This window comes from Enterobacteriaceae bacterium Kacie_13, from assembly GCA_013457415.1.
Lineage (GTDB): Bacteria > Pseudomonadota > Gammaproteobacteria > Enterobacterales > Enterobacteriaceae > Rahnella.
The window spans coordinates 1,474,105-1,494,729 of sequence record CP045665.1 but is presented as its reverse complement, the minus strand read 5'-3'; the positions used below and the strand labels follow the sequence as shown (position 1 = coordinate 1,494,729).

Below are 20,625 nucleotides of genomic sequence, written 5' to 3'. Positions count from 1 at the left end.
AATCTCATTAGATTTGAAAGCGTAGTTCAGGATAACCCAACAACCCCAAACCCTCCACGCCCTAAATAAACCGGGGAGCCGACAAGGCATTCACTGCACCACGTCTGGCGGGTTTGAAGGTTTAATTAGCAGGCTTAACACGGTAACATGGTGATAATTTCTTCGATCCTCTCACTTAATGATGGACTGACCATGACTTATCGCATTATCGCACTCGATCTCGACGGTACGCTGCTCGACCGTCAAAAACGTATCCTGCCTCAATCCCTGTCCGCGCTTGCCGACGCTCGTGCTCAGGGTATCAAAGTGGTTATCGTTACCGGGCGTCATCACGTGGCGATCCATCCGTTTTATCAGGCCTTGCAACTCGATACGCCGGCTATCTGCTGTAACGGAACGTATCTCTATGATTATCAGGCACGTAAGGTGCTAACGTCCGATCCCATGGATAAAGTGAAGGCCAAAAAAGTGGTCGATTTGCTCGAGTATCACGGCATTCACGGCCTGCTGTATGTCGATGACGCAATGCTTTATCAGCAACCAAGTGGCCACGTCAGCCGTTCAATCGCCTGGGGCGAAACGTTACCGGAAGGCCAACGCCCGAACATCGTGCAGGTTAATAGCCTGCGTGAAGCGGCGGACGATGCACACTCCGTGTGGAAATTTGCTACGTCGCATCAGGATCTCGATGCGCTGCATACTTTTGCCGCGCAGGTGGAAAACGAACTGGGTCTGGCCTGCGAATGGTCATGGCACGATCAGGTCGACGTCGCCAAAGGTGGCAACAGTAAAGGCCGTCGTTTACAGGAGTGGGTTGAATCTCAGGGTATGAGCATGCAGGACGTGATTGCCTTTGGGGATAATTTCAACGATCTGAGCATGCTGGAAAATGTCGGGCTAGGTGTGGCGATGGGCAATGCGGTGGATGCCATTAAAGAACGCGCCGCGCTGGTGATTGGTGACCATGAAACGCCGGGCATCGCGGACGTTATCCGCAGTAAAGTGCTGAACTGATCTGGTTATACAAGAAAACGCCCTCTTCTGTGATTGAGGAAGGCGTTTTTTTAGGATAATCCAGAGGTCTCGTCAGTTCGTCTTTTTCTTTTCTGACCTGATGCATCGCGGAATTAAACGATGATTTTCGTCGAAATAACGGCTTGGCCAGATAGCTGAAGGCGGCACACCCAATGCCTGGCCGATGATCCTCTCACCCTTTGCCCACGGGCGGGCCAGCGCGTTGGACAGCGTTGACGATCCTAAACCGGCTTCACGGGAGACCGCAGCCAGAGTGGTTTTCCTTTTGCGCAGTCCGGCAATGATGTCCGCCGGATGCCAGTCATTTTCCATTTTCATCGTTCTTCCTTTTGTTGTCGGTACTGCCGTTGAAATGTGGTCTACTCTTTCCAGTAACATCGTTCAGTAACTCTAAACAACAATATGTTAAGTGATGCTTAACATGACGTCAATACAGTTTATATGGTTATTGACTATGATCCCTCACAGACTGAAATCAGCTCGAACAAAAGCCAGGCTCACGCAGGAAAAACTCGGTGTGTTGGGAGGGATTGATGAGAGCACGGCGCGCTCAAGGGTGTCGCAATATGAAAGCGGCACGTACAGCCCGAACTTCGACACGATGTGTCACTTCGCCCGCGTGCTGAACGTACCGGAATGCTATTTCTATATTCTGGACGACGAGTTTGCCGAACAGGTTCTGGCATTATATGAAACCTTTAACACGCCAAAAGCTTAACGGTTCAACGACACGCTTTTGATCTGCGCATACAGCCACTGGCCTGCGCGGACCATCAACTCGTCCCGCGCCCACGGAGTGATACGTGCCCAGATGATATGACCGGCCATCGCCAGTTTCACTTCCACCTGATGGCCCACGTCCAGACATTCCAGGACCTGCGCAGGCAGGACGTTACGGATGCTGCTGTTATTGGCCGTCGGCTGCAACACCAGTGAAACGTCGGTGGCGTTAACTCGCACCCGCAGTGGCGTTCCCGGCGCTTCATCGACTTTGCTGATCCACAACCGCTGATCGCCAATCGCCAGCGCGGTCATTTCGTAGCGCGGATGATGCTCCAGAACGCTGACGTTCAGCACGCTGCTCTGTTCTTCTTTGGGCAGCCACGGGCGCATCACATTACTCGCCCAGACTTCCTCAAGATCGCCCATCGCCAGCACTTTTCCACCGTCAAGCACCAGCACTTTTTCCGCCAGCCGCAGAATTTCGTCCAGACTGTGTGTGACGTACAGAATCGGAATACTGACTTCCTGCGCCAGCCGCTCGAGATAAGGCATGAGCTCGCGCTTACGGGGAAGATCCAGCGCCGCCAGCGGCTCATCCATCAGCAAAATTTCCGGTGCCGTCAGCAGCGCGCGTCCAATCGCCACGCGCTGTTTTTCACCGCCGGAGAGCGTCAAGGGAAAACGATCGAGCAAAGATTCAATGCCGAGCAACCTTACTATGCTGTCGAACTGGCCGCGCATCGACGCCGCCATGCCATATTGCAGATTGCCCTTCACGCGATAATGCGGAAACAGGCGCGCGTCCTGAAATACATATCCCACACGGCGCTTTTCAGGCGGCAGGAAAATTTTGTTATCGGCATCAGATAAGACCCGCCCATTGAGCGTAATATGTCCGCTGTCAGGTGTCGTCAGTCCGCCAATGGCGTTGATCAGCGACGTTTTCCCCGCGCCGGACAAACCGAAAATCGCGGTAATGCCCTGCGCCGGTAACGTCTGTGTGACCTGCAAATTCAGCTCACCGAGTTGCTGACTGAAATCCAGCTCCAGCATATCAGCCTCCCAGCCGTGTTCGGCTGCGTTTCGCCAGCCAGTCCGAAATCAGTAATGCCGCCAGAGACAACAGGATCGCCAGCACGCACAGCCGTGCGGCAGCGCTTTCTGCGCCGGGTGTTTCAATCAGGGTATACATGGCCAGTGGAATGGTGCGGGTTTCGCCGGGGATGTTCGAGACGAAGGTGATGGTCGCGCCAAATTCGCCGAGCGAACGCGCGAATGCCAGCACAACGCCGACTATCACACCGGGAACCGAAAGCGGCAAAGTAATGGTGAAAAACACCCGCCACGGCGACGCTCCGAGCGTGCGGGCGGCGAGCTCAAGTTTCGGATCCACGGCTTCCAGCGACTGGCGGATAGCGCGCACCATCAGCGGAAACGCCACGACGGCAGAGGCCAGCACCGCGCCGTGCCAGCTGAAACTGAAGCTAAACCCAAACCAGTCATATAACCACTGGCCCACCACGCCCCGCCGCCCCATCACCACCAGCAGCAAATAGCCAATCACCACTGGCGGTAACACCAGCGGTAAATGGATAATACTGTCGAGCAGGGATTTGCCGGGAAAGCGGCAGCGGACCAGGATCCATGCCATCAGAATACCAAGTGGCAGACTGCAAACTACGGACAGGCTCGATACTTTCAGACTGAGAAATACCGCCTGCCACTCATATTCACTCAACATCATTATCGTGGCGTAAATCCATAATGTTTGAAGATCTCAGCGGCAGCGGGTGTTTTCAGATAATCATAAAACGCGCTGACCGTCGGATTTTCGTGGCCTTTAACAATAGCCATCGGGTATTCCACCGGCTTATGGCTTGCAGCCGGGAAGATACCGACAACCTTCACTTTTTTGCTGGCAATGGCATCGGAACCGTAGACGATACCCAGCGGGGCTTCTTCACGCTCGACCAGCGCCAGAGCGCCACGAACGTCGCTGGCACGCGCCAGTTTAGGCTCAAGCGTGGTCCACGCGCCCAGTTTTTGCAGCGCTTCTTTAGCATAAATGCCCGCCGGGACATGGTCCGGATCACCGACGGCTAAGCGGCTGTCGCCAATCAGTTTCAGCCACTGCGTTTTTTCAGAGATATCGACTTTATCGATTTTGCTGTTTTTTGCAGAAACCAGCACCAGCTCATTACCGAGCAGAGTATAACGGGTGTTATCGACTATTTGCTGTTTACCGATGGCGTAATCCATCCACTGCTGATCGGCAGAAATAAACAGATCCGCCGGTGCGCCTTGCTCAATCTGGCGCGCCAGCGTAGAGGACGAGGCGAAAGAAGAAACTACCTGCACGCCTTTCTCTTTCTGATACTGCGTCGCGATGTCCTGCAACGCGTTTGTCAGCGACGCCGCGGCAAAGACCGTAATTTTGTCTGCGGCCTGCGCCTGCACATTCAGCCCTGCCACCAGCACAGTCGCCGTAAATAATGTTGTCCAGGAAGTTTTCATCGTTTTCCTCGCCTTTTATCTGTTATTCATACATCAGGTGATGCGTTATGTAGGCAACAATATAGCGTGAGAAAATTGGTTGTCATCTGATTTATCGGCGGAAACGGGCAGAACTTGAAGTTTGTTGATCTGACTGCGGTGAATATTTTTTTCCGGGGAGTTGTGTTGCTCGCAGAAAAAAGAAAACCCGGCACAATGGCCGGGTTCTTCGGATTCAGATTGCTTCACGACAACTTAGTAATGAGGCTTACTGCGCGACTCTTTAGAGTGACCGATAACGGAAATAACGTTGAAGACGGTGCCCAGTCCCCAGATCAGACCCAGGATCACCGCGATGAAGATCGGCACCATGATGGCAGCAAATATCAAACTTTCGATTAATTCTAACATGATAGCCTCACTTGACTGGCTGGATCGCACAACGGCGGCGATGCTCATAAACTGTATGACAGACTGTGACGGATAATAGCAGCACAAGGCCAAAATTACTTTAGCATTTCGCCAACTTGCCTGCGGACGGGTTTAACGGCGACAATGCACGTTCGTCTATTAAGGAAGCTGACATGCAAGCTGAAATTTTGTTAACCCTGAAGCTTCAGGAGCGGCTGTTCGCCGACCCGCGCCGTATCGAATTACTGCGACAGGTGCGCCATACCGGCTCAATCAGCCAGGGCGCAAAGCTGGCAGGCATCAGCTATAAAAGCGCGTGGGATGCGATCAACGAGATGAACCAGCTGGCGGATGAAACGCTGGTAGAGCGCAGCACCGGCGGTAAAGGCGGCGGTGGCGCGATCCTCACCGCATACGGTGAGCGTCTGATCCAGCTGTACGAGTTGCTGGCCCAGATCCAGCAAAAAGCGTTTGATGTGCTCAAAGAAGATTCCCTGCCTCTCGACAGCCTGCTGGCCGCCATTTCCCGTTTCTCGTTACAGACTAGTGCGCGCAATCAGTTTTTCGGAAAGGTAGTAGAACGCAGCCATGAGAGCGTGCAGCAGCATATCATTGTGATGCTGGCCGACGGGAAAACACAAATACGCGCCGCCATTACTGAGCAAAGTGCCGATCGTCTGGCACTGACACCCGGCAAGGAAGTGCTGGTACTCATCAAAGCGCCGTGGATTACTCTGGGTTTTCGCGCCGAAAATCCACACAACGCGTTGCCGGGCGACATCACCCATATTCAGCGCGGCGACGTGAACAGCGAAGTGCTGCTGAAAGTCACCGGCGGCGAGACCTTGTGCGCCACGGTGCCGAACGCGGAAATGGATACGTTGAAGATTGAAACCGGTCAGAAGGCGTTTGCCCAGTTTGATGATGACAAAGTGATTATTGCCACGCTGTGTTAAAAAAATGCTGATAATCAAAATCTTGCAGTATCAGCGTTGACACTTTGCAGAATTGTCAATTGACTTGCGCGGCGGCAGCGCTTATCCCTTCTTAAACAACATGTATGCATAAAAAGGGATAAACAATGTCGTCATTGCACATTTCGCAAGGCATTTTCCGCCTGAGTGATACCCGAACCCTCGTACTATCCGATCTCACTGTTCAGCAGGCTGATACCTGGGCGTTCGTCGGCTCTAACGGCAGCGGAAAATCCGCACTGGCCCGCGCGCTGGCAGGCGACCTCACGTTGTTAAAAGGCACCCGCGAAAACAACTTTGCCCACATCGTCCGGCTTTCCTTCGAGCAACTGCAAAAACTGGTGGCCGATGAATGGCAGCGTAACAACACTGATTTGCTGAGTGAAGGTGAAGACGATACCGGCCGCACCACCGCTGAAATCATTCAGGAAGAGGTGCAGGATCCGGCACGCTGCGCCGCCCTCGCCCAGCAGTTTGGCATTGAGAAACTGCTGGGCCGACGTTTCAAATATCTTTCCACCGGCGAAACCCGCAAAACGCTGCTGTGCCAGGTGCTGATGCAAAAGCCTGACTTACTGGTGCTTGACGAGCCTTTCGACGGCCTGGACGTTAACGCCCGCGCTCAGCTGGCAGAGTTGCTCGCCACGCTGGCAGAACAGGGCCAGACCATGGTGCTGGTGCTGAACCGCTTTGATGATATTCCTGCATTTGTGCAGAACGTCGGCGTGCTGGCCGATTGCACGCTGGCCTCTGTCGGCCCGCGTAAAAAAGTGATGGCAGATGCGCTGGTTGCACAACTGGCCCACAGTGAAAGCCTGAGCGGCATGGCGGTGCCGGAAGCGGAAGACCCGACCGCCAGGGTCAACCCGCCGGCAGATAGCCCGCTGATTGTGCTGCACAACGGCGTGGTGCAGTACGACGATAAGCCGATCCTGCACAATCTGAGCTGGCAGGTCGAACACGGCCAGCACTGGCAGATAACCGGGCAGAACGGTGCAGGGAAATCCACCCTGCTGAGCCTGATTACCGGCGACCACGCGCAGGGTTACAGCAACGACCTGACCCTGTTTGGCCGCCGTCGCGGCAGCGGTGAAACCATCTGGGATATCAAGCGCCACATCGGTTACGTCAGCAGCAGCCTGCATCTGGATTATCGCGTCAGCACCAGCGTGCGTAACGTGATTACCTCCGGCTTTTTCGATTCCATCGGCATTTATCAGGCAGTTTCTGACCGGCAACGCCTGCTCACCAGCCAGTGGCTGGCCCTGCTCGGCCTCGGCGGCGCGGCCGGTGATACACCATTCCACAGCCTGTCATGGGGGCAACAGCGTCTGGCGCTGATCGCCCGCGCGCTGGTCAAGCACCCGGCATTACTGATCCTTGACGAACCCTTGCAGGGGCTGGACCCGATTAATCGCCAGCTGGTGCGCCGCTTTGTCGATATCCTGATTGGCGAAGGGGAAACCCAGCTATTATTCGTGTCGCACCACGCAGAGGATGCGCCAGAGTGCATCACCCATCGCCTGAGCTTTATTCCTGACGGCGATATCTACCGGTATCAGATCGAACAACGTTAAAACAATGCGGCCTTCCCGGTATGGAAGGCCTGTTTTCCTCATTTTTCCCGCATTTTCCTCCCCCTGCCTGGCCTTTTTGACCGTGAAACGGTTTTCAGATAATTCGAGACCATAAGTGTAAGCGATTACACCAACCGCCGTTTCTGGTCTTTGCCGACTTTCAGCTGGCTTTCCCTACTGCTGGTATCAGCTGTATAGCACGGTGGAAAGCTGCTAAACTGTTTGTGTAAGCGATTCCATTTTATTGGGGATGGATCACCTTTTTCAGCCTTGCAGCGTGATATCGTTGCAGCATTGATAATCATCGGGGAGCGATTATGTACGTCTTAGTCACAGGTGGTAGCGGTTACATCGGGAGTCATACATGCGTGCAGTTGATTGATGCAGGTTACACGCCAATCATTCTGGATAACCTTCACAACAGTAAAGTCAGTGTGCTGGAGCGTATTAATACGCTGACGGGTAAAACGCCGCTGTTCTACGAAGGTGATATTCGTGACCGCGCGATCCTCGATAAAATTTTCAGCGAACACAAAATTCACTCAGTGATCCACTTTGCAGGCTGGAAAGCCGTGGGTGAATCCGTTGCTAAACCCCTGGCGTATTACGACAACAATGTCACCGGCACGCTGGTACTGGTGGAAGCGATGCGCGAAGCGGGTGTCAAAAACCTGATATTTAGCTCATCAGCCACCGTGTATGGCGATCAGCCAAAAACGCCTTACGTTGAAGACTTCCCGACCGGCAATCCTTCCAGCCCATATGGCCGCAGCAAACTGATGGTCGAGCAGATTTTGGAAGATGTACAGCGTGCGGAACCTGACTGGAGCATTACGCTCTTGCGCTATTTCAACCCGGTCGGTGCCCATCCATCGGGCCTGATGGGAGAAGATCCGCAGGGCGTACCGAACAATCTGATGCCGTTCATCGCGCAGGTTGCCGTGGGCCGCCGTGAATCCGTGGCAGTTTTCGGTAATGATTACCCGACCAAAGACGGCACCGGCGTGCGCGATTATATCCACGTTGTCGATCTGGCTGACGGCCATCTGGCAGCAATGAAAACGCTGCACAACAAGCCAGGTGTTCATATTTATAACCTCGGCGCAGGCTTCGGTCAGAGTGTGCTGGAAGTGATCAACGCCTTCAGCAAAGCCTGCGGCAAGCCGGTGAAATATACCTTTGCGCCACGCCGTGACGGCGATCTGCCCGCTTACTGGGCGGATCCGACCAAAGCGGAGAAAGAGCTGAACTGGAAAGTGACCCGCACACTGGAAGATATGGCGAATGATACCTGGCTCTGGCAGTCGAAAAACCCGCAGGGTTACCCAAACTAAGGCGGATAAGGAATCTTTATGAGCACGTTTGACCCGATTGAGCATCCGCATCGCCGCTATAACCCGCTGACCGATCAGTGGATTTTAGTCAGCCCGCACCGCGCTAAGCGTCCGTGGCAGGGCCAGCAGGAAGCCGTTTCCGATGAAGTGCTGCCAGCGCACGATCCGGACTGTTTCCTGTGTCCGGGCAATACCCGCGTCACCGGCGATGTGAATCCGCAATATACCGGCACGCACGTCTTCACCAATGACTTTGCTGCGCTGATGCCGGACACGCCGTTTGCGGAAAAAAGTACCGATCCGCTGATGCGTCTGGAAAGCGCGCGCGGCACCAGCCGCGTGATTTGCTTCTCGCCCGACCACAGCAAAACGCTGCCGCAGCTGTCGGTAGAAGCGCTGACCGAGATCGTCAAAACCTGGCAGGAACAGACTGCGGATTTAGGTAAAACCTATCCGTGGGTGCAGGTTTTCGAGAACAAAGGCGCGGCAATGGGCTGCTCCAACCCGCATCCGCATGGCCAGATCTGGGCCAACAGCTTCCTGCCGAACGAAGCGGAACGTGAAGACCGTTTGCAACGCACATATCTTGAACAACAGGGTTCACCGATGCTGGTTGACTACGTGCAGCGCGAGCAGGCCGATGGCAGCCGCACCGTGGTGGAAACTGAACACTGGCTGGCCGTGGTGCCTTACTGGGCGGCGTGGCCGTTCGAAACGCTGCTGCTGCCAAAAGCGCATGTCAAACGCATCACCGACCTGACGGATGCACAGCGCAGTGATTTGGCGCTGGCGCTGAAACAGCTTACCAGCCGCTATGACAACCTGTTCCAGTGTTCCTTCCCGTATTCCATGGGCTGGCACGGCGCGCCATTTACCGAAGGCGACCACGAACACTGGCAGCTGCATGCCCATTTCTATCCGCCGTTGCTGCGTTCAGCCACGGTGCGTAAATTCATGGTCGGCTACGAATTGCTGGCCGAGACCCAACGCGACCTGACGGCAGAACAAGCCGCTGAGCGTCTGCGCGCGGTGAGTGATGTCCATTATCGTGAGGCCGGAGAAAAATAATGAATCTGAAAACTAAAGTCCTTGAAATCTTTGCTGATAAATTCGGCTACCCTGCGACCATCACCATCAAAGCGCCGGGCCGGGTGAACCTGATCGGCGAACATACCGACTACAACGACGGCTTCGTACTGCCGTGCGCCATCGACTATGAAACGGTGATCGCCTGCGCCCAGCGTAACGATCGTCAGATCCGCGTGATTGCTGCCGATTTCGACAACGAAGAAGACAGCTTCTCACTTGACGAACCCATCCTGCACAACGACGCACATCCGTGGGCTAACTACGTGCGCGGCGTGGTGAAACATCTGATGCTGCGTAATAAAGACTTCTCCGGTGCAGACATGGTGATCAGCGGCAATGTGCCGCAAGGCGCGGGTCTGAGCTCATCGGCATCGCTGGAAGTGGCTGTCGGTCAGGCGCTTAAATCCCTGTATGATTTGCCGCTGGACGGCGTTGCGCTGGCACTGAACGGCCAGGAAGCGGAGAACCAGTTTGTCGGCTGTAACTGCGGCATCATGGATCAGCTGATTTCTGCGCTCGGCAAAGAAAACCATTCCCTGCTGATCGACTGCCGGTCACTGGAAACCCGCGCGGTCTCCATGCCCAAAAACGCCGCAGTAGTGATCATCAACTCCAACGTCAAACGTGGTCTGGTCGACAGCGAATACAACGCCCGTCGCGAACAGTGCGAAGTGGCTGCCCGCTTCTTCGGCGTGAAAGCACTGCGCGACGTTGACCCTGCCCTGTTCTTCTCCATTCAGGATGAGCTGGATCCGGTGGTGTCACGCCGTGCGCGCCATGTCATCACTGAAAACGACCGGACATTGGCTGCCGCTGACGCGCTAGCCAGCGGCGACCTGAAACGCATGGGCGAGCTGATGGCAGAATCTCACGCCTCAATGCGTGATGATTTTGAAATCACTGTGCCGCAAATCGACAAGCTTGTGGAAATCGTCAAAGAAGTGATTGGCGACAAAGGCGGCGTGCGCATGACCGGCGGTGGTTTCGGCGGCTGCATCGTGGCGCTGGTCCCGGAAGACATGGTGGAGAAAGTCCGCCGCGCGGTGGAAGAACAATATCAGGCGCACAGCGGTCTGAAAGAAACCTTCTACGTTTGCACCGCATCACAGGGAGCCGGCGTATGTTAAAACCTGAAAATACGCAGCTGGCGCCCGATGGCCAGCCGTTTGAACAGGTAACGTTACAGAATGCGGCGGGTGCTACCGCCACTTTCATGGACTGGGGCGCGACCTGGTTGTCCTTCACGTTGCCGCTGGCCGATGGCTCCACGCGCGAACTGCTGCTCGGCTGCGCGTCACCGCACGACTATATGAATCAGAGCGCCTATCTGGGCGCAACCGTCGGGCGCTATGCCAACCGCATCGCCCGTGCACAGTTTGAGATCGAGGGTAAACCGCATCTGGTGGTGGCTAATCAGGGCGTTCACCAGCTGCACGGCGGGCCGGAAGGTTTCCATGCGCGCCGCTGGAAGATCCTGTCTCAAAGCGCGCAGAAAGTCAGTTTCCAGCTGTTCTCCGCCGACGGCGATCAGGGTTTTCCGGGCAATATGACCGCCACGGTGCATTACCAGCTGACTGACGATAATCGTCTGGACATCCGCTACGACGCGACGGTCGATAAGCTGTGCCCGGTCAATCTGACCAATCACGCGTATTTCAACCTCGACGGCGAAGGCACGGATGCGCGTCAGCACAAGCTGCAACTGTTTGCCGACCGCTTCCTGCCGGTCGACAGCGACGGTATTCCGTGCGCCGATCCCACCACGGTGGAAAACACCGGCATGAACTTCAACGCGCCGAAAACGCTGGCGAAAGATTTCCTCAGCGATCGCGATCAGCAGCGTGTGAAAGGCTATGACCATGCCTATCTGCTCAACCGCACCTGCAATTCCGGCGAATTCCCGGCAGCGCATTTGTGGTCCGCCGACGGTAAGGTGCAGATGACTGTTTTCACCTCTGCGCCAGCGTTGCAGCTTTACAGCGGCAATTTCCTCGGCGGAACGCCAAACCGCACCGGCGGCGAATATGCCAGCTACAGCGGTGTGGCGCTGGAAAGTGAATTTCTGCCGGACAGCCCGAATCACGCCACCTGGCCGCAACTAAGCTGCTGGATAAAACCGGGTCAGACTTATAAATCTGCCACGACCTACCAGTTCTTCGCGCTGTAATCCCGATGGACAGGATCGCCCGATCCTGTCCTGTTTTGTGACTTACCCCGCATCTGCGCCAGCACATTTTCAGCTAAAGACTTCAGCCGCATCTACGCTTAGTGAGTGTCCTGCGAAAAGGACGTTTAATAAGGAGTTCGTTATGCGTTTACCCGTTGTATTAACCCTGCTGGCTACCTTGTGCGCGGCGGGTTCTGCGCTGGCCGCCGATCCGGTCAAAGCGCCTTCTGCGGCACAAACCGCGCAACGTCAGAAAATGACCGATTGTAATTCGCAGGCCACCACGCAATCCCTCAAAGGCGAGGATCGCAAAAAGTTCATGAGTAATTGCCTGAAAGCGGAAAGTAATGCCACCGAAAAACTGAGCCCGCAGCAGGAGAAAATGAAAACCTGTAATGCCGATGCGGCAAAGAAAGAGCTGAAAGGCGATGCACGTAAAACCTTCATGAGCACCTGCCTGAAAAAATCCAGCTAATTACGCTGCACTTTTATACAAAACGCGTGGTTCGGGCAACCGTCTGCGCGTTTTGTTTTACATCCCCGCAGCAAATTCGTTATGTTTAACCTCAAACGGTGTGACACAACGGCGATCAGGACACTTACCGATTGCCGATGAGGATGCCAAGACCCTATAATGATAATTGTTATCATTGAAAATTCAGTTAACTGAGGAGTTTAGCTATGGCTGTAACCAAACTGGTGCTGGTACGACACGGTGAAAGTGAGTGGAACAAAGAAAACCGTTTTACCGGCTGGCATGATGTTGAACTGTCCGAAAAAGGCCGTACCGAAGCAAAAGCGGCCGGTCAGCTGCTGAAAGACGAAGGCTTCCACTTTGACTTCGCCTACACCTCCGTGCTGAAACGTGCCATCCACACCCTGTGGAGCGTTCTGGACGAACTGGATCAGCCATGGCTGCCGGTAGAAAAATCCTGGAAACTGAACGAACGTCATTACGGCGCGTTGCAGGGTCTGGATAAAGCCGAAACCGCGAAAAAATACGGTGACGAGCAAGTGAAACAATGGCGTCGTGGCTTTGCCGTGACTCCGCCAGAGCTGGACCGTTCCGACGAGCGTTTCCCGGGCCACGATCCACGCTACGCAAAACTGTCTCAGGAAGAGCTGCCAACAACGGAAAGCCTGGCGCTGACCATCGAACGCGTTATCCCTTACTGGACTGAAGTTATCAAACCTCGCATCGAAAGCGGCGAGCGCGTGATCATTGCTGCACACGGTAACTCCCTGCGTGCGCTGGTTAAATATCTGGATAACCTGGGCGAAGACGAAATTCTGGAACTGAACATCCCTACCGGTGTTCCACTGGTTTACGAATTCGACGAAAACTTCAAACCTGTTAAACATTACTATCTGGGCAATGCCGACGAAATCGCAGCGAAAGCCGCGGCCGTGGCAAACCAGGGTAAAGCGAAGTAATTCCGCGCTGTCTGTGCGAAACAGAAGGTATGCAGAAGGGACCGGAAGGTCCCTTTTTTATCGCCTGCGCCTGTTGATGAGCACTGGAACAAACGTATTAATCATTGCACAAGAAAAGCCATAAACCTGCACAACCACGAGATTTTGATAAACCAACGAGTGAACCGCCAGAGATAAGAGCGATGACTTCATGTAAGTTATTTCTGAACGCCATTAAAAAGGAGATAAAAATGCCCGTCAGACTCGCCACCCCCGATGAAGCAGAAATACTCTGGAAAATCAGAAATCAGGCTATCCGCCACGGATGTAAAAATACCTATGGCGCCGATATTGTGATGGCGTGGACGCCGGATCAGATGCCGCCCGGTTACCGTAAAGCAATTGCCGAGAATCCTTTTTTTGTCGCTGAGATGAACGGGCTGGGTACGCCTGCGGCAACGGGTTATCTCGATCTGAAAAATGGCAGCGTGGAAGCGATTTTCACCTTACCGGAATTCGAAGGAAAAGGGTTCGCCACGCAAATCCTCAATACACTAAAAGCCGAAGCAAAATCGCGGGGATTTAGCGAGATCACGCTTTCTGCCACGCCCAATGCCTTTGAGTTTTATAAGAGGAACGGATTCAGTCTGCTGAAAGAGAGCCTGTACCGGTCTGAAATGGCGAATGCAGATTTGCGGTGCCTGGATATGTGTTTTGCACTTTGACGAACTCAGACAGTAAAAAGCCCCACCGACGCGGGGCTTAGAAAGATGTCATGCTGTCAGAGATTATCCCCGGCGTGCTTTTACCGCGTTCGCCAGGCTGCGCAGCAGCACTTCAGTATCTTCCCAGCCGATGCAGGCATCTGTCACGCTCTGGCCGTAAACCAGCGGTTCACCGCTGTCGAGGCTCTGGTTACCTTCAACCAGATGACTTTCCACCATCACGCCCATCACCGCCTGTTCACCACCGGCAACCTGACCACAAACGTCTTCACAAACTTCCATCTGCTTTTTGAATTGTTTGCTGCTGTTGGCATGGCTGAAGTCGATCATGATACGTGCCGGCAGACCGCCTTTTTTCAAACCCTCTTTCACTTCCTGCACATCTTGTGCGCTGTAGTTTGGCTTTTTGCCGCCGCGCAGGATGATGTGGCAATCGTTGTTACCGCTGGTATTGACGATGGCGGAATGGCCCCATTTGGTGACCGAGAGGAAGCAGTGCGGTGCCCCGGCTGCGTTGATCGCATCGATCGCCACTTTGATGGTGCCGTCGGTACCATTCTTAAATCCAACCGGGCAGGATAAACCGGAAGAAAGCTCACGGTGAACCTGAGATTCCGTCGTGCGTGCGCCAATCGCGCCCCAGCTCATTAAATCCGCCAGATATTGTGGGGTGATCATGTCCAGAAATTCGCCCGCCGCTGGCAGGCCGATATCATTAATATCCAGTAACAATTTGCGCGCTATGCGTAAACCATCGTTAATCTGGTAACTGTTGTTCATGTGCGGGTCGTTAATTAACCCTTTCCAGCCGACTGTGGTACGCGGTTTTTCGAAGTAAACACGCATTACCACTTCCAGTTCACCCTGCAATTCTTCACGCATTTTCATCAGGCGTACGGCGTATTCTTTTGCAGCTTTCGGATCATTGATAGAGCAAGGGCCGATCACGACCAGAAGACGATCATCGTTTCCTTTCAGAATCTTATGAATGGCATTGCGTGCCTGAGAGACTGTTTTCGCCGCTTTGTCGGTCGCAGGAAATTTTTCCAGCAGTGCGACAGGTGGCAAAAGTTCCTTAATTTCTTTGATACGTAAATCGTCGTTTTGATAATTCATAGCTGTTCCATTCGGGTATTCATAAGAGACAAAGCGAAACGCTGACCGCGTTCAATCTAGCCGTATTGGTTGCTGGTGTAAATCTACTTTTACACTTACGAATAATCTCATTTTGATTCAGGACATGAATTCATTAGCTAGGCTTAAACAGTCCATACCAAAACCACGACGGATCTATCTGAAACAATGGAGATGACATTATGAATAAGTTCGCAATCGCATTCTTTACCGCAGCTCTGGCCATGACTTCAGGTGCCGCGCTGGCAGCAGGCACAGATGCCGGTTCTAATAACGGCGCAGCTAATCAGTCAGACAGTCCGGGTTCTATCCAGAAAATCGCGCCTAACGGCGTAGATAACAGCAAAATTAATGAAACCGACAAACCCGTCAATGAAGTCCATAAAAAGACTCACAAAACGACAGATAAAGCTCATCACAATATGAGTAAAAAAACAGTCGATCATAAAAAAGCAATGTGTAAGGACGGTCGCTGCCCGGATCAGGTTCCAGGTACCAACCAGTCAAAAGCTACGGGCAACTAAAACTCGCTCGTTGATTTCAGATTCGGGAGGAACTTAGGTTCCTCTTTTTTTCGCCTTGTCCCCTTCTTGCAACAGTTCATGATTACGTTATTGTAATCGCCTCAGTTCATTATTTTTGTGAATACACTTATGTCTGCATCATCATTTTTACCCCAGGACAAAAACAGTCGCCGACTGCTTCTCGCGTTCCTGATTACCGTCACCTTTATGGTCGCCGAAATCATCGGTGGTCTGATTTCAGGCTCGCTGGCCCTGCTGGCCGATGCCGGGCATATGCTGACCGATGCCGCTGCGCTGCTTGTCGCTTTAATGGCGGTGCGTTTCGCGAAACGTAAGCCTAACTCACGCCATACCTTCGGCTATCTGCGTCTGACCACCATGGCGGCCTTCGTGAATGCGGCGGCATTGCTGGTGATCGTCGTGCTGATTGTCTGGGAAGCGATCGCCCGCTTCTTTAACCCGCAACCGGTCATGGGCACAACGATGCTGGTGATCGCAATCGCCGGGCTGTTCGCTAATATTCTGGCGTTCTGGCTGTTGCATCAGGGAGAAGAGAAAGCCAATATCAACGTGCGGGCCGCAGCGCTTCACGTTCTCGGGGATTTGCTTGGTTCGATTGGTGCGGTGGCCGCAGCACTGATCATTATGTATACAGGGTGGACGCCGATCGACCCCATTTTGTCGGTGCTGGTATCGTGTTTAGTTCTGAATAATGCATGGCGGTTGCTGCGCGAAAGCTTCCACGAACTGCTCGAGGGCACGCCGGAGGAGATCGATATCGATGAGCTGCGCAAGGATTTATCACGTAGTATTCCTGAAGTGCGAAACGTGCATCATGTTCACGTCTGGCAGATTGGTGAGCAGCGACTGATGACGCTGCATGTTCAGGTGGTACCGCCGCACGACCACGACGCGCTGCTCGGACGCATTCAGCATCATTTGCTAGAGAAATGCCGTATCGGTCACGCCACTATTCAGATGGAATACGGTCATTGTGAAACGCCGGACTGTGAGATCAATGAAGTCCCTGCCGCCAGCGGCGGTCACGATCATCACGGTCATAGCCATGCGCATCATCACTGATTGATTTAGGTTTTTCAGAAAGCAAAACGCCTCCCTTAAGGAGGCGTTTTCGTTGGCAAAGACTCATTGCAGCGGCAGTGAACCGTTTTGCTTCGCGCTCTTGATCCAAAGCCAGGAGCCGTTCAGGGCAATCAGTGTCAGCAATACATATTCCAGCGCCATCGCATATACACCCTGATAGGCGAAAATCGCCACACTGATGACGTCAATGACCACCCACACCAGCCAGTTCTCGACGTATTTGCGCGTCATCAGCAGCATCGCCACAATCGACAGCACCATCATTGATGAATCCCAGAACGGGAATGCATCAGGTTGCAACTCCGGCATCTGTACATTCAGTCCCAGCGTTTGCATCAAATTCACGGCCAGCAGCGTGAGCGCCGCAAATACACGGTCAATATTGAAAGTCATCAGCAGGATACCTGCAATACAAATTATGCTCCAAAGCAGTGCTTTTCCGCGCGGCAGCCAGCGGATTTGTAGCTCGGCTTGTTGATCCGCTGTCTGGCGACTCCACGCGTACCAGCCGTAAATATTGGCACCAAAGAAGAACACTTGCAGCAGCAGGCTGGCATAAAGCTGGATCTGAAAGAAAATGATCGCAAACAGCGTAACGTTAATCAGGCCGAACGGATAATTGATCAGCTTCTCTTTGCTGGCGTACCAGATACACAACAGACCAAAAAGGGTCCCAATGGCTTCAATCCACGACAGGTCATAGCCGCCTTTCCCCAGCGGGATATGCACCAGGATATTGCTGGTACTGAAAAAATCCATCATCTCGTCCTTTCCTTAAGTCAATTACAAGGCTCTGTTCTACAACGCTTTAGACTGAGTACGCAGTTTGAGCTCCGCCGCGAACGTCAGCATACGGTTCAGCGGGATCAGAGATTTCACGCGCAGCGCTTCATCCACTTCAATTGCATGTTCCGCGCCGCCATGTTCAAGACCTTCCGCAATGGCTTTCAGGCCGTTCATCGCCATCCACGGACAATGTGCGCAGGTACGACAACTGGCACCTTCACCCGCCGTCGGCGCTTCGAATAATTCTTTATCCGGACACACCTGCTGCATTTTGTAGAAAATGCCCCGGTCAGTTGCCACGATCAGCTGTTTATTGGGCAATGTTTTCGCCGCCTGAATGAGCTGACTGGTCGACCCTACCGCGTCAGCCATGTCGACGATCGCCTGTGGGGACTCCGGATGCACCAGCACAGCGGCGTTTGGGTATAAACCCTTCATTCGGGTCAGGGCCTGAGTTTTAAACTCGTCATGGACGATACAGGCGCCCTGCCAGCACAGCACATCAGCACCGGTCTGCTTACGCACATAATTGCCCAGATGCCGGTCAGGTGCCCAGATGATTTTCTCGCCAAGGCTATCGAGATGCTCAATGAGTTCGACGGCAATGCTTGAGGTCACCACCCAGTCGGCACGCGCTTTAACCGCAGCCGAGGTATTCGCGTAGACCACGACGGTACGATCGGGGTGACTGTCACAGAAATCCGAGAATGCTTGCTCAGGGCAACCAAGATCCAGCGAGCACTCTGCATGAAGGGTCGGCATCAGCACGGTTTTCTCCGGGCTGAGGATTTTCGAAGTCTCACCCATAAAGCGCACGCCGGCCACCAGCAAAGTGGACGCCGGATGCTGGCTGCCGAAACGCGCCATCTCCAGGGAGTCTGCCACGATACCGCCCGTTTCTTCTGCCAGCGCCTGAATTTCAGGATCGGTGTAGTAATGCGCGACGATCACGGCATTACGCTCTTTCAGCAGTTTCTTAATCTTCTCTTTATAGAAAATCTTTTCGTCTGCATTCAGAACTGCGGGCTTCGGTGGGAACGGATATACCGTCGCATTCAAATCCAATGTTTCGCTCATACTCATTATCTCATTCAGTCAAGCGTCGTGCCTGAAGGCTGGAAGCTACCCTCGGATTCAATCTGAAACAGAGTGGTTTTGTATGCTAAACAAAATAACGCAAAATAGGATAAAAGTCGTCGTTATTTTAGCCATCAAACTAAAAATGTTTACTGGACTTAAAGTTATGGGTTTTAACTTCGCTGGGAAGATAATTGCGTGTGGGATAAAAGAAGTGTAGAGGTTCAGATGCGAAAAAAGCGCCAAAAGGCGCTTTTTCCTGAATTCTTAGATTTAGATGTCTTCACTAAAAGTGGTGGGCCGTGCTCGATTGACTCGGCTTCGCCTCACCCTGCGGGCAACGCTTGCGCGTTGTCGTCTCGCTTCGCTCGGCTCGAACCAGTGGTTCTCATCCTGCACTGCTTCACTACATAGTCCACTTGAAAGTGGTGGGCCGTGCTGGATTCGAACCAGCGACCAATTGATTAAAAGTCAACTGCTCTACCAACTGAGCTAACGGCCCATCTAATTACTGCTTGTTACTTTACTCTTGGCGTTCAGAAACTTACTCAGGACTTCCACTTGAAAAGTGGTGGGCCGTGCTGGATTGACTCGGCTTCGCCTCACCCTGCGGGCAACGCTTGCACGTTGTCGTCTCGCTTCGCTCGGCTCGAACCAGTGGTTCTCATCCTGCACTGCTTCACTACATAGTCCACTTGAAAGTGGTGGGCCGTGCTGGATTCGAACCAGCGACCAATTGATTAAAAGTCAACTGCTCTACCAACTGAGCTAACGGCCCTTCCTGATTACTTCTGACTACCTGTTGCGTGGACTCCTTGGTGAGAGTCGCATGCAATGTGTTTAGATTAGTGGGCCGTACTGGATTGACTCGGCTTCGCCTCAATCTGCGGGCAACGCTTGCGCGTTGTCGTCTCGCTTCGCTCGGCTCAAACCTGTGGTTCTCATCCTGCACTGCTTCACTACATAGTCCACTTGAAAAGTGGTGGGCCGTGCTGGATTCGAACCAGCGACCAATTGATTAAAAGTCAACTGCTCTACCAACTGAGCTAACGGCCCATCTAAACCTGCTGCAAATTGCCTGATTCTCTAACAGCTTGAGCCGTTTGGAGTTGTCTGGGCAACGGCGGCATATATTACTTATTTAACTTTTCAGTGCAACTTTAATTTTCATAAAGATGCCTGACTGCTGGTTCTTCACACACTCAAGCCCAGAAAATGCACGATATGTACATTTTCCGGACCTGAATAAGGTTTACTTTGCAGATAAACGTTTTTGAGCTTGTTTTGCCGCATCGGTATTTGGGTACTGTTTTACGACCTGCGTAAAGACGGCTTTGGCTTTATCAGCCTGACCTTTCTCCTGCATGATCACCCCAACCTTGTACATCGCGTCAGAACTTTTTGGAGATTTAGGGTAATTTTTGACCACGACTGCAAAATAATACGCAGCGTCATCTTTTTTGCCCTTGTTGTAATACAGTTGACCTAACCAGTAATTCGCGTTAGGCAAATAGGTTGAGTCTGGGTATTTTTTAACGAAACTCTGAAAAGCCGCAATGGCCTCATCATACTGTTTCTTTTCCAGCGCCAGTGATACAGCGGCGTTGTAATCGCTGTTCACATCACCCGTACTCGCTGGAGCCTGAGCGGCACCAGCATCAGGCATTGCTGCGGCGTCAGCAGAACCAGACGCACTACCCGTTGCAGCAGCAGCGCCAGTACTGGCGGCTCCGGCAGCACCCTGACTAAGGCTATCCATCTGATTAAAGATTTGCTTCTGACGATCGGCAAGCTGACTCAGTTGATACTGATTCTCCTGAATTTGACCACGGAGAGTATCCATATCGCGTTGAGAATCAGAGAGCTGTTGCTGGAGTTGAGTTAATAGTTGGCTATGAGCGTTAGAAATACGCTCCAGAGAGGTGACCCGATCTTCAATCGAGCCTGAGCCGACATTACTGATTGGCGCTTGGGCAGTAGCGGCCCATGGGACCGCTACGCCAACCAGTAACGACAGACTCAACAGGTGAGTTCTGAAGTTACTGCTCATGCGACTCTC

General features: G+C 53.1%; 22 protein-coding genes, 3 tRNA genes and 3 other RNA genes. 13 read left to right on the top strand and 15 right to left on the bottom strand.

The window, feature by feature from the left end; translation table 11 throughout:
* Window positions 1-192: 192 nt before the first annotated feature.
* The gene (locus GE278_06845; GenBank protein ID QLK60496.1) at window positions 193-1,014 is read left to right on the top strand and encodes a pyridoxal phosphatase; all 822 of its coding nucleotides are present in this window, start codon (window positions 193-195) and stop codon (window positions 1,012-1,014) included.
* A 72-nt stretch (window positions 1,015-1,086) separates the two neighbouring features.
* Here the strand turns inward: GE278_06845 and GE278_06840 are convergent, their stop codons facing one another.
* Entirely contained in the window at window positions 1,087-1,347 is a 261-nt protein-coding gene (locus tag GE278_06840; protein ID QLK63223.1) for a transcriptional regulator, read from the bottom strand.
* Window positions 1,348-1,489: 142 nt separating this feature from the next.
* On the opposite strand from GE278_06840, the gene GE278_06835 reads away from it, so the two are divergent.
* Complete coding sequence (locus GE278_06835) at window positions 1,490-1,753, top strand: helix-turn-helix domain-containing protein (protein ID QLK60495.1); 264 nt, start codon at window positions 1,490-1,492, stop codon at window positions 1,751-1,753.
* Here GE278_06835 and modC read toward each other — a convergent pair.
* The 4 genes from modC to GE278_06815 form a co-directional block, all read right to left on the bottom strand.
* The gene (gene modC, locus GE278_06830; GenBank protein ID QLK60494.1) at window positions 1,750-2,811 is read right to left on the bottom strand and encodes a molybdenum ABC transporter ATP-binding protein ModC; all 1,062 of its coding nucleotides are present in this window, start codon (window positions 2,809-2,811) and stop codon (window positions 1,750-1,752) included. The genes GE278_06835 and modC overlap by 4 nt on opposite strands.
* Before the next feature lies 1 nt (window position 2,812).
* Window positions 2,813-3,502: a molybdate ABC transporter permease subunit gene (gene modB / locus GE278_06825; GenBank protein QLK60493.1), complete on the bottom strand. Its 690-nt coding sequence runs from the start codon at window positions 3,500-3,502 to the stop codon at window positions 2,813-2,815.
* Window positions 3,502-4,272, bottom strand: a complete 771-nt coding sequence (gene modA, locus GE278_06820; protein QLK60492.1) for a molybdate ABC transporter substrate-binding protein — start codon at window positions 4,270-4,272, stop codon at window positions 3,502-3,504. The genes modB and modA overlap by 1 nt, the downstream gene beginning before the upstream one ends.
* 234 nt (window positions 4,273-4,506) lie before the next feature.
* Window positions 4,507-4,662, bottom strand: a complete 156-nt coding sequence (locus tag GE278_06815) for a multidrug efflux pump-associated protein, AcrZ family (protein QLK60491.1) — start codon at window positions 4,660-4,662, stop codon at window positions 4,507-4,509.
* Window positions 4,663-4,835: 173 nt separating this feature from the next.
* On the opposite strand from GE278_06815, the gene modE reads away from it, so the two are divergent.
* From modE to GE278_06770, 9 genes are all read left to right on the top strand, one after another.
* Window positions 4,836-5,618: a molybdenum-dependent transcriptional regulator gene (gene modE, locus GE278_06810; protein ID QLK60490.1), complete on the top strand. Its 783-nt coding sequence runs from the start codon at window positions 4,836-4,838 to the stop codon at window positions 5,616-5,618.
* A gap of 125 nt (window positions 5,619-5,743) precedes the next feature.
* The gene (gene modF / locus GE278_06805) at window positions 5,744-7,213 is read left to right on the top strand and encodes a molybdate ABC transporter ATP-binding protein ModF (protein QLK60489.1); all 1,470 of its coding nucleotides are present in this window, start codon (window positions 5,744-5,746) and stop codon (window positions 7,211-7,213) included.
* A gap of 317 nt (window positions 7,214-7,530) precedes the next feature.
* Window positions 7,531-8,547 carry a UDP-glucose 4-epimerase GalE gene (galE, locus tag GE278_06800; GenBank protein ID QLK60488.1) on the top strand — a complete coding sequence of 339 codons (1,017 nt, stop codon included), beginning with the start codon at window positions 7,531-7,533 and terminating at the stop codon, window positions 8,545-8,547.
* A gap of 18 nt (window positions 8,548-8,565) precedes the next feature.
* A complete protein-coding gene (galT, locus tag GE278_06795) occupies window positions 8,566-9,615 on the top strand; it encodes a galactose-1-phosphate uridylyltransferase (protein ID QLK60487.1) in 1,050 nt (349 codons plus the stop codon).
* Entirely contained in the window at window positions 9,615-10,763 is a 1,149-nt protein-coding gene (gene galK, locus GE278_06790) for a galactokinase (protein QLK60486.1), read from the top strand. The genes galT and galK overlap by 1 nt, the downstream gene beginning before the upstream one ends.
* Window positions 10,757-11,803 (top strand): galactose-1-epimerase, encoded by a 1,047-nt coding sequence (gene galM, locus GE278_06785; GenBank protein ID QLK60485.1) that lies wholly within the window; start codon window positions 10,757-10,759, stop codon window positions 11,801-11,803. The genes galK and galM overlap by 7 nt, the downstream gene beginning before the upstream one ends.
* 142 nt (window positions 11,804-11,945) lie before the next feature.
* The gene (locus GE278_06780) at window positions 11,946-12,278 is read left to right on the top strand and encodes a phosphate starvation-inducible protein (protein ID QLK60484.1); all 333 of its coding nucleotides are present in this window, start codon (window positions 11,946-11,948) and stop codon (window positions 12,276-12,278) included.
* 206 nt (window positions 12,279-12,484) lie between these two features.
* A complete protein-coding gene (gene gpmA, locus GE278_06775) occupies window positions 12,485-13,237 on the top strand; it encodes a 2,3-diphosphoglycerate-dependent phosphoglycerate mutase (GenBank protein ID QLK60483.1) in 753 nt (250 codons plus the stop codon).
* A gap of 230 nt (window positions 13,238-13,467) precedes the next feature.
* On the top strand, window positions 13,468-13,941 hold the full coding sequence (locus GE278_06770) for a GNAT family N-acetyltransferase (protein QLK60482.1): 474 nt from the start codon (window positions 13,468-13,470) through the stop codon (window positions 13,939-13,941).
* 63 nt (window positions 13,942-14,004) lie between these two features.
* Here the strand turns inward: GE278_06770 and aroG are convergent, their stop codons facing one another.
* A complete protein-coding gene (aroG, locus tag GE278_06765) occupies window positions 14,005-15,057 on the bottom strand; it encodes a 3-deoxy-7-phosphoheptulonate synthase AroG (GenBank protein QLK60481.1) in 1,053 nt (350 codons plus the stop codon).
* A 200-nt stretch (window positions 15,058-15,257) separates the two neighbouring features.
* Between aroG and GE278_06760 the strand changes: the two genes are divergently transcribed.
* Both GE278_06760 and zitB read left to right on the top strand, forming a co-directional pair.
* Complete coding sequence (locus GE278_06760) at window positions 15,258-15,599, top strand: hypothetical protein (protein ID QLK60480.1); 342 nt, start codon at window positions 15,258-15,260, stop codon at window positions 15,597-15,599.
* Between the two features lie 129 nt (window positions 15,600-15,728).
* On the top strand, window positions 15,729-16,682 hold the full coding sequence (gene zitB, locus GE278_06755) for a CDF family zinc transporter ZitB (protein ID QLK60479.1): 954 nt from the start codon (window positions 15,729-15,731) through the stop codon (window positions 16,680-16,682).
* 63 nt (window positions 16,683-16,745) lie between these two features.
* Here the strand turns inward: zitB and pnuC are convergent, their stop codons facing one another.
* From pnuC to cpoB, 9 genes are all read right to left on the bottom strand, one after another.
* The gene (pnuC, locus tag GE278_06750) at window positions 16,746-17,462 is read right to left on the bottom strand and encodes a nicotinamide riboside transporter PnuC (GenBank protein QLK63222.1); all 717 of its coding nucleotides are present in this window, start codon (window positions 17,460-17,462) and stop codon (window positions 16,746-16,748) included.
* Between the two features lie 39 nt (window positions 17,463-17,501).
* Window positions 17,502-18,566 (bottom strand): quinolinate synthase NadA, encoded by a 1,065-nt coding sequence (gene nadA / locus GE278_06745; GenBank protein QLK60478.1) that lies wholly within the window; start codon window positions 18,564-18,566, stop codon window positions 17,502-17,504.
* Between the two features lie 293 nt (window positions 18,567-18,859).
* Window positions 18,860-18,979: non-coding RNA, RtT sRNA (locus GE278_06740), on the bottom strand.
* A 13-nt stretch (window positions 18,980-18,992) separates the two neighbouring features.
* Window positions 18,993-19,068, bottom strand: a tRNA-Lys gene (locus GE278_06735).
* 67 nt (window positions 19,069-19,135) lie between these two features.
* Window positions 19,136-19,255: non-coding RNA, RtT sRNA (locus GE278_06730), on the bottom strand.
* A 13-nt stretch (window positions 19,256-19,268) separates the two neighbouring features.
* Window positions 19,269-19,344: transfer RNA gene (locus GE278_06725), tRNA-Lys, on the bottom strand.
* 68 nt (window positions 19,345-19,412) lie between these two features.
* Window positions 19,413-19,532: non-coding RNA, RtT sRNA (locus GE278_06720), on the bottom strand.
* Between the two features lie 14 nt (window positions 19,533-19,546).
* A tRNA-Lys gene (locus GE278_06715) sits at window positions 19,547-19,622 on the bottom strand.
* 196 nt (window positions 19,623-19,818) lie between these two features.
* Window positions 19,819-20,616: a cell division protein CpoB gene (cpoB, locus tag GE278_06710; GenBank protein QLK60477.1), complete on the bottom strand. Its 798-nt coding sequence runs from the start codon at window positions 20,614-20,616 to the stop codon at window positions 19,819-19,821.
* Window positions 20,617-20,625 lie beyond the last annotated feature (9 nt).

What these genes read in the sequence shown, in the direction of transcription:
- GE278_06845 (QLK60496.1), top strand. Translation starts at nt 193, where the DNA reads ATGACTTATCGCATTATCGCACTCGATCTCGACGGTACGCTGCTCGAC.
- GE278_06840 (QLK63223.1), bottom strand. Translation starts at nt 1,347, where the DNA reads ATGGAAAATGACTGGCATCCGGCGGACATCATTGCCGGACTGCGCAAA.
- GE278_06835 (QLK60495.1), top strand. Translation starts at nt 1,490, where the DNA reads ATGATCCCTCACAGACTGAAATCAGCTCGAACAAAAGCCAGGCTCACG.
- modC (QLK60494.1), bottom strand. Translation starts at nt 2,811, where the DNA reads ATGCTGGAGCTGGATTTCAGTCAGCAACTCGGTGAGCTGAATTTGCAG.
- modB (QLK60493.1), bottom strand. Translation starts at nt 3,502, where the DNA reads ATGATGTTGAGTGAATATGAGTGGCAGGCGGTATTTCTCAGTCTGAAA.
- modA (QLK60492.1), bottom strand. Translation starts at nt 4,272, where the DNA reads ATGAAAACTTCCTGGACAACATTATTTACGGCGACTGTGCTGGTGGCA.
- GE278_06815 (QLK60491.1), bottom strand. Translation starts at nt 4,662, where the DNA reads ATGTTAGAATTAATCGAAAGTTTGATATTTGCTGCCATCATGGTGCCG.
- modE (QLK60490.1), top strand. Translation starts at nt 4,836, where the DNA reads ATGCAAGCTGAAATTTTGTTAACCCTGAAGCTTCAGGAGCGGCTGTTC.
- modF (QLK60489.1), top strand. Translation starts at nt 5,744, where the DNA reads ATGTCGTCATTGCACATTTCGCAAGGCATTTTCCGCCTGAGTGATACC.
- galE (QLK60488.1), top strand. Translation starts at nt 7,531, where the DNA reads ATGTACGTCTTAGTCACAGGTGGTAGCGGTTACATCGGGAGTCATACA.
- galT (QLK60487.1), top strand. Translation starts at nt 8,566, where the DNA reads ATGAGCACGTTTGACCCGATTGAGCATCCGCATCGCCGCTATAACCCG.
- galK (QLK60486.1), top strand. Translation starts at nt 9,615, where the DNA reads ATGAATCTGAAAACTAAAGTCCTTGAAATCTTTGCTGATAAATTCGGC.
- galM (QLK60485.1), top strand. Translation starts at nt 10,757, where the DNA reads ATGTTAAAACCTGAAAATACGCAGCTGGCGCCCGATGGCCAGCCGTTT.
- GE278_06780 (QLK60484.1), top strand. Translation starts at nt 11,946, where the DNA reads ATGCGTTTACCCGTTGTATTAACCCTGCTGGCTACCTTGTGCGCGGCG.
- gpmA (QLK60483.1), top strand. Translation starts at nt 12,485, where the DNA reads ATGGCTGTAACCAAACTGGTGCTGGTACGACACGGTGAAAGTGAGTGG.
- GE278_06770 (QLK60482.1), top strand. Translation starts at nt 13,468, where the DNA reads ATGCCCGTCAGACTCGCCACCCCCGATGAAGCAGAAATACTCTGGAAA.
- aroG (QLK60481.1), bottom strand. Translation starts at nt 15,057, where the DNA reads ATGAATTATCAAAACGACGATTTACGTATCAAAGAAATTAAGGAACTT.
- GE278_06760 (QLK60480.1), top strand. Translation starts at nt 15,258, where the DNA reads ATGAATAAGTTCGCAATCGCATTCTTTACCGCAGCTCTGGCCATGACT.
- zitB (QLK60479.1), top strand. Translation starts at nt 15,729, where the DNA reads ATGTCTGCATCATCATTTTTACCCCAGGACAAAAACAGTCGCCGACTG.
- pnuC (QLK63222.1), bottom strand. Translation starts at nt 17,462, where the DNA reads ATGGATTTTTTCAGTACCAGCAATATCCTGGTGCATATCCCGCTGGGG.
- nadA (QLK60478.1), bottom strand. Translation starts at nt 18,566, where the DNA reads ATGAGCGAAACATTGGATTTGAATGCGACGGTATATCCGTTCCCACCG.
- cpoB (QLK60477.1), bottom strand. Translation starts at nt 20,616, where the DNA reads ATGAGCAGTAACTTCAGAACTCACCTGTTGAGTCTGTCGTTACTGGTT.